The sequence below is a fragment of the Eubacterium sp. genome, from assembly GCF_057858645.1.
In genome coordinates, this window is sequence record NZ_DBLZZO010000046.1 from 1 (window position 1) to 6,602 (window position 6,602).

A 6,602-nucleotide genomic window follows, 5' to 3' on the forward strand; every position below is an offset into this window, starting at 1 on the left:
GCTTGTCCTCTCACACATATTCTATTTTAATAGGTACAACAGTTGCCTTTCTCCTTGTATTTTCGTTGTTTTCATCACTTGCGTTATCTACAACCTCCATGTCCCGGATCAATTATTATTTTATATGCCATATTATTCCTAAAAATATTTTTTCATAATATTATATGTTTTATATTAGGAAATATTGCAAAAAACCAACTTCCTGAATTTAATTCTGTTATATTTTTCAATATAATAAGATTAAACTTTTCGAAGTTGGTTTTTAATTAATATTATTTACACTATTTAGTTGTATTATTTTTGTTTGTATTTTTCTTTGTTGTATTATTCTTTGTGTTGTTTGTATTATTCTTTTTGTTTGACTGTGTTGTGTCGTTATCATTACCATCAATGTCGTCAACAATATCATCTACACCATCTTCAATGTCATCGCCAATATCATCAATAACGCCATTATTGTTATTTCCATTGTTATCTGTGTTATTATTCATGTTATTTGTTGTACTCTGATTATTGTCAGTTGTATTTGACTCAACTGTAGTTGTTTCATTGTCATTGTTGCCACATCCAACAAATGTAAATACTGACAACATAAGTGTTAATACTAATAAGTAATTTCGTAAATATTTCATTTCTAACCTCCATAATTTACACTGCTTTCTAACAGTTTCTTTATGAAGTTATTATTTTCATTTTATTTAATTTTATACAACAAAAATTAATCAATTACATCTGCCATGTTGTACATGCCCGCTTCTTTTCCTGCAAGGAATTTTGCAGCATCAATTGCCCCCTTGGCAAATATAGCTTTTGAGTAAGCTGTATGTTTAATTTCGATTACTTCATCAGTTCCGGCAAAAATAACTTCGTGTTCACCTACAATTGTGCCACCTCTAACTGCTGAAATTCCAATTTCGTTCTTCTTTCTCTTTTCACGAACATTACTTCTATCGTATGTGTAATCATATTCGTTATTTAATTCCTGATTGATGCAATCTGCTAACGCAAGTGCTGTTCCGCTTGGTGCATCAACCTTCTGATTATGATGTTTTTCTACGATTTCAATATCAAATCCTCTGTGAGCTAAAACATCTGTAGCGATTTTTAATACTTTCATTAATGTATTAATTCCTAAAGACATGTTTGCTGAACGAAGGACTGCTACACTTTTGCTAGCCTCATTAACCTTGTCTAACTGCTGTGCAGACAAACCTGTTGTACATACAACAACAGGTGTCTTTGTTTCAACTGCATAATCTAATAGATCATCAATAGCTACTGTTACCGCAAAATCAATTATTGCGTCAGCCTTAACATCACATTCCTTTATTGACTTAAACACAGGATAATCATTTGCAATACCTGTATAAGCATCAATTCCAGCTACAATCTGTACATCTTCATCTTTACTAATTAAGTCTGTAATAACTCTACCCATCTTGCCATTACATCCATGCATTATTACATTTACCATTTTCTCCTCCATTACCTATAATCCCTTTGCATTTGCAAAAAGAATTATTTTTTTGGCAATATATCCTTTGTATATTTGCCATATTATCCTGCTATTTATAATACACCGTAGTCTTTTAATGCTTTCTTTAATACTTCCTTATGAGCATCTGTTAATTCTGTAAGTGGTGCTCTAACTGTTCCTACCTTATAACCAAGCATGTTCATTGCTGCCTTTACAGGAATTGGATTTACTTCACAGAACAAAGCGCCGATAACATCGATTGCTTCTAACTGTAACTTCTGAGCTGTTTCAACGTCTCCATCTAAAAATGCATAAACCATGTCATGTACTTTCTTTGGTGCAACATGTGACCAAACTGAAATTACACCTTTTCCACCAAGTGAAAGAATTGGTAATACCTGATCATCATTTCCTGAATAAATATCAATACAGCCATTAGCAAGTGATGCTAATTTAGCTACTGCTGAAATATTTCCTGAAGCTTCCTTAATAGCAACTACATTCTTAACTTCCTTTGCAATTCTAACTGCTGTTTCAGGCTGGATTGTTGTACCTGTTCTGCTTGGTACATTGTACATAATAATTGGAATATTAACTGCATCTGAAATAGCCTTGTAATATTCATATAAGCCGTCCTGAGTACATTTGTTGTAATATGGTGTTACACAAAGAAGTCCGTCTGCTCCAACTTCTTCTGCCTTCTTTGACATATTAACTGCTTCTCTTGTACAGTTTGAACCTGTACCTGCAATAACAGGAACTCTTCCTGCAACCTTATCTACACAATATTTTATAACTGAAACGTGTTCTTCGTCAGGCATTGTTGATGATTCACCTGTTGTACCACATACAATAATTGCATCTGTACTATTAGCAATCTGATCATCAATAATTCTTCCGAATTCTTCATAATTAACAGTATCATCCTCATTAAATGGTGTAATAATCGCTACACCTGCACCTGTAAAAATAGACATTTTACATTTCCTCCTAAAAAATATGTATTATTTTGTTAAGCATAGTAAAAGGAGCTTAAATCTAAGCTCCTTATAAGAATTCAATATAATACTTATAAGTAGCCCTCCATCAATTAGCTCTTCATCAATTGATGACAGTCATATGACTATTAACCATACGCCCAGAGTAAATATTCCGGATATCCACCCTTCGGCACCACTTCCTTTTGTACACAATCTTCTGTCTCCGGGACATCCTATGTACTACTAATAACCGGTGCAACCTCTACTATATTAACTGTATTAATAATATCACTGTGACCCTATAGTGTCAACCCAACACTATGGTATTTGCATTATAAAATTTTGTTTTCTATTATTCATTATTCTAAATAAATATACCAATACAAACTGTATATATAAATATTATATTCAGCTTTTCTGATTTATTTAATAAATATTAAAATATATTTCTATTTAGATTATGGCATCAAAACATCTTTTTCCACCTGTATTTGTGCAATGTCATTTTGCACACTGGGCTGGAAAAACTTTGAATGCTGTATTAACATTCTATTATTTAATAATATCGTCGTTAGGGTTCTTTTCCTGTAAAACCTGACCTTTTTTACCATAGCCTTCAGGCACTCCCAATTTCTGATATTCGTAGCCTAACTGTGTTATTTTTCCCTTATATGAATTAATTAATGAAGAACCACCGTTTTTATAATCTGTCGGTTCAAATGAAAACCATGCGTATCTCTCCACATAATCTCTCTTGTCCAATTCAGGCAAAACAATTTTCATATAATCAATTGCAGACTGTCTTGTCTGTTTAGTCCATGCAGGCACACCGCTCAGAGCAAACTCTGTAATCCAAATTGGCTTTTTGTACATTTCCCAGGTTTCATCTATTATTTTCAAAAAGGCTTCTGCTCCCTCTTTTGTATGCCAATTCCAGTAGTGATGCAATGCTAAAAACGCCATGTCATCATCCATTTTTTCCTGTTTCATTTTTTTCATAAAAGGCTGAAACCATTCTTCTGAAGCTGAAGGCCAAACTGATGCGGCAGGGCTACCTACGATTAAGCCCTGATTCAATATGGATTTCATCCCATTAACAGCATCATCTACACTCATGTTTGACTGATCTGCTCTATCTGGTTCATTAAATGCCAAAACATACTTATATCCACGCAATTTCAATACTTCAGCCTGATCTTTATCAGTAGGCGCAGTTGTCCAAAACATTGGCACATATTGTAATTTTTGAAATGACGTATAATTATGTTTTGACAAAGCCCAATTGTAATACCAGGAAACGTTCCAGTGATCAGCATTTACATGTTCTGCCATATCCTTGTTCATACAAAAGCCTTTTTTATTAACATAAAATCCAAAAACATCAGAATTAACTTCATTTCCGTGGTCTAATATTGCTTTAATATATACTTTGTGAATTGATACTTTTGTAGTGTAATATTCAAAAGTTGTCTTATTGCCTGAAACTTCTCCCTGCTTCTTATCATCTACATATATCTGATACTTATGTACACGTCCCATTTTATCTGCAGACTTCCAGTTTATTGTAATATAACCTGCCGGTTGTAAACTTCCTTTTTCAGGTGAAATAACCGCCTCAGTTTTCCATTTACTTTTATTTTTGTTTATTTTATTTTTTCTATTCTTTGTGGCAATGCTTGTTCCAGCAATGGCACCTACCAATACTACTAAAAGTATTAAAATAATTCCAATTATAACGTTTCTTTTCCTGTTGTTCATATTAAGTCCTCTTCATTTTATTTTGTAATTTTTTCAAAAAAGAAAAGGGCTAATATAACCCTTTTCTAAAAATCTTATTACATTTTAAAATGTTTTATGAAATTTTACAAGGTATAAAAATTTGTTTTAAGTCTTATTTTTGTATTTTCCTTAGTAATTTCATTATTTTTTAACTTTAACCTTCTTTGTGTTGCTCCAAGCTCCGTAAATCTTTGTGCTCCCCTTCTTTGTGTAAGCTCTGGCTTTAAAGTAATAAGTTGTTTTCTTATCCATTTTCTTAAATGTATAAGTTCTCTTTGTTATGTTCTTTGTCCAGTAGCCTGAAAACTTTTTGTTATCACAAATCTTAATCTGATAACCTTTAGCATTCTTTGTTTTGCTTAAAGTAAGTTTAATCTTTCTTGTTTTAATGTTTTTTACAGATTTTATTTTTGCCTTAGCTGGTTTTACAACGCTAGGAGTTGTTGTATTTGAGCCGATATAAATCTTTCTGTTTTGATTTACAGCATTTCCTGCAACATATTCAGTTGTTGGATTACCATAATTACAATAAGCCTTTCCTGCCTCTGTAAAAGCTCCTGTTGAATGATACCATAGCGCACAATTCATAGTGCTCTTGTTTGTTCCTGCACCATCAAATGAGAATGCTGAATACCTTTCAACATAGTCCATCTTATCTAAACCTTCAAGTGCTGTTTTAATAAACTCTGCCTCTCCTGACTTTGTTACATACTGTCCCTGTGGAGAAAATTCTGTTATCCAAATTGGCTTGTGATACTTATTCCAACAAGCTTCAACAACATTTGTTAAGAACCAGTTTGCACCGTCTTTTCCCGCATAATTTTCAGGATAACAATGTATTGTTATAAAATCAACATCTAAACTTGAATTGCTGTCTATCTGGCTCATAAAATTCTGGAACCATGTATTTATTGTTGGCCATGTTCCTGTAGCCGGTGAGCCAACTCTCATTCCCTGATTCATAAATGCAGGCCAACAACTAATTGCTGTTGCAACAGTCATATTTGCCTGAACCTTAAAATCAGGTTCGTTAAAACCTAATATAGTTTTATAACCATTATTTTTTGCTGTCTGAACCTTGCTTAATGTGTTTGAATAAGAATTTGATGACCACACCATTGGCACATATTCAATTTTCTTAAACTGATTTGCAAAATTTACACCAATTTCATTCTTATCCTGCCGTGTTGTACATTCAGATAACTGTTTAAATTCACGAGTTCCCCAGTTATAATACCATGATGCCTGGACATCATCCGGCTCCAACTCAATTGCCATTGCCTTGCTGGCAGCAATACCTTTCTTTGATACTTTAAACTTAACTGTAGCAGTATCCATGTATTTGCCATTTGTCATTTGAGCTGTTACCCAAACTGAATGAATGTTTACTTTTGTTGTATAAAAATCATAAGATGTAGATGTTGTAGTTGTTTCCTTCTTGCCATCCACGTAAACTGTATAGTTTTTTACTGTTCCATAACTATTCCCGTTAGACCATGTAATTGTTACGTGTCCGGCAGGCACCAACTTATTTGCTGTTGGAGATGTAACCTGAAATGGAACTACATTAGCAGCTTTAACGGTATTTTTCATAACTACAGTGTTAAAAGACAACACCACAGCTACTGCTAATACCAAAGATATAACTTTTTTTAAACCCTTCATCATTTCTTGCCTCTTTAATTATTTCTTTTTGCTAGTTTTTTTTGACTTTTTAGTTTTCTTTGCTTTTTTTACTTTTACTTTTTTTGTTTTTGCTGTAACAACAGAACTCCACTTGCAGTAATATTTCTTGCCATTTATTACTTTGTAAGCTCTTGCTCTTGCATAGTATCTCTTGTTATTCTGAAGCTTAGTAACACTACCTGAAATAGTTGTTGTGTATGCTGTACTGTATGTCTTTGCATTATAACCGGCAGGATTACCAATATTTGCGTAAATTTCATCTATTGCATGTAAATACTGTAAAGCTGTTTCTTTATTATTGTAATAATGCTGATATGCATGTACCGCAATAAAAGTCATATTGCTCTTATCAGAAGCTGATAAACCATTCCAAAATGGTGTCCACCACTTATCTGAATTAATCTGGAATGTTTCAGTTGCAGGTGAACCTAATCTTAAGCTACCCTTATAACTGATTGTTTCTCTCCATCTGTTTATCATAGCTGTAGGTGTCTGATTTGATTCCCATGTTAAATCCGGTTCATTGTATGATAATAAATATTTATACTCTTTCTTGTTAGCATATGTACATCTTCAACACTTTTCCATAACATTTCAATTCTAAAAAAAGGGCAGTAAAGCTATTTATATATATAACCTTCCGCCCTTTCGTTTAAAATTTTAATTAATTCCTGATTATT

Annotated in this window: 5 protein-coding genes, 1 pseudogene and 1 riboswitch; all 6 genes and pseudogenes read right to left on the reverse strand. The window is 32.9% G+C overall.

Going from position 1 to position 6,602, the window contains the following annotated elements:
• Positions 1 to 281 precede the first annotated feature (281 nt).
• Positions 282 to 632: a hypothetical protein gene (locus tag ACZM4J_RS11965; protein WP_412621955.1), complete on the reverse strand. Its 351-nt coding sequence runs from the start codon at positions 630 to 632 to the stop codon at positions 282 to 284.
• 86 nt (positions 633 to 718) lie between these two features.
• Positions 719 to 1,474: a 4-hydroxy-tetrahydrodipicolinate reductase gene (gene dapB, locus ACZM4J_RS11970; protein ID WP_489486262.1), complete on the reverse strand. Its 756-nt coding sequence runs from the start codon at positions 1,472 to 1,474 to the stop codon at positions 719 to 721.
• 95 nt (positions 1,475 to 1,569) lie between these two features.
• Complete coding sequence (dapA, locus tag ACZM4J_RS11975) at positions 1,570 to 2,454, reverse strand: 4-hydroxy-tetrahydrodipicolinate synthase (protein ID WP_412621953.1); 885 nt, start codon at positions 2,452 to 2,454, stop codon at positions 1,570 to 1,572.
• Positions 2,455 to 2,545: 91 nt separating this feature from the next.
• Positions 2,546 to 2,730: riboswitch (Lysine riboswitch) on the reverse strand.
• Positions 2,731 to 3,009: 279 nt separating this feature from the next.
• A complete protein-coding gene (locus ACZM4J_RS11980) occupies positions 3,010 to 4,215 on the reverse strand; it encodes a glycosyl hydrolase (RefSeq protein ID WP_428244606.1) in 1,206 nt (401 codons plus the stop codon).
• 162 nt (positions 4,216 to 4,377) lie between these two features.
• The gene (locus tag ACZM4J_RS11985; protein ID WP_022166229.1) at positions 4,378 to 5,904 is read right to left on the reverse strand and encodes a glycosyl hydrolase; all 1,527 of its coding nucleotides are present in this window, start codon (positions 5,902 to 5,904) and stop codon (positions 4,378 to 4,380) included.
• A 15-nt stretch (positions 5,905 to 5,919) separates the two neighbouring features.
• Positions 5,920 to 6,471, reverse strand: a pseudogene (locus ACZM4J_RS11990) (glycosyl hydrolase); the annotation flags it as partial.
• Between the last annotated feature and the right edge of the window lie 131 nt (positions 6,472 to 6,602).

What these genes read in the sequence shown, in the direction of transcription:
- ACZM4J_RS11965 (WP_412621955.1), bottom strand. Translation starts at nt 632, where the DNA reads ATGAAATATTTACGAAATTACTTATTAGTATTAACACTTATGTTGTCA.
- dapB (WP_489486262.1), bottom strand. Translation starts at nt 1,474, where the DNA reads ATGGTAAATGTAATAATGCATGGATGTAATGGCAAGATGGGTAGAGTT.
- dapA (WP_412621953.1), bottom strand. Translation starts at nt 2,454, where the DNA reads ATGTCTATTTTTACAGGTGCAGGTGTAGCGATTATTACACCATTTAAT.
- ACZM4J_RS11980 (WP_428244606.1), bottom strand. Translation starts at nt 4,215, where the DNA reads ATGAACAACAGGAAAAGAAACGTTATAATTGGAATTATTTTAATACTT.
- ACZM4J_RS11985 (WP_022166229.1), bottom strand. Translation starts at nt 5,904, where the DNA reads ATGATGAAGGGTTTAAAAAAAGTTATATCTTTGGTATTAGCAGTAGCT.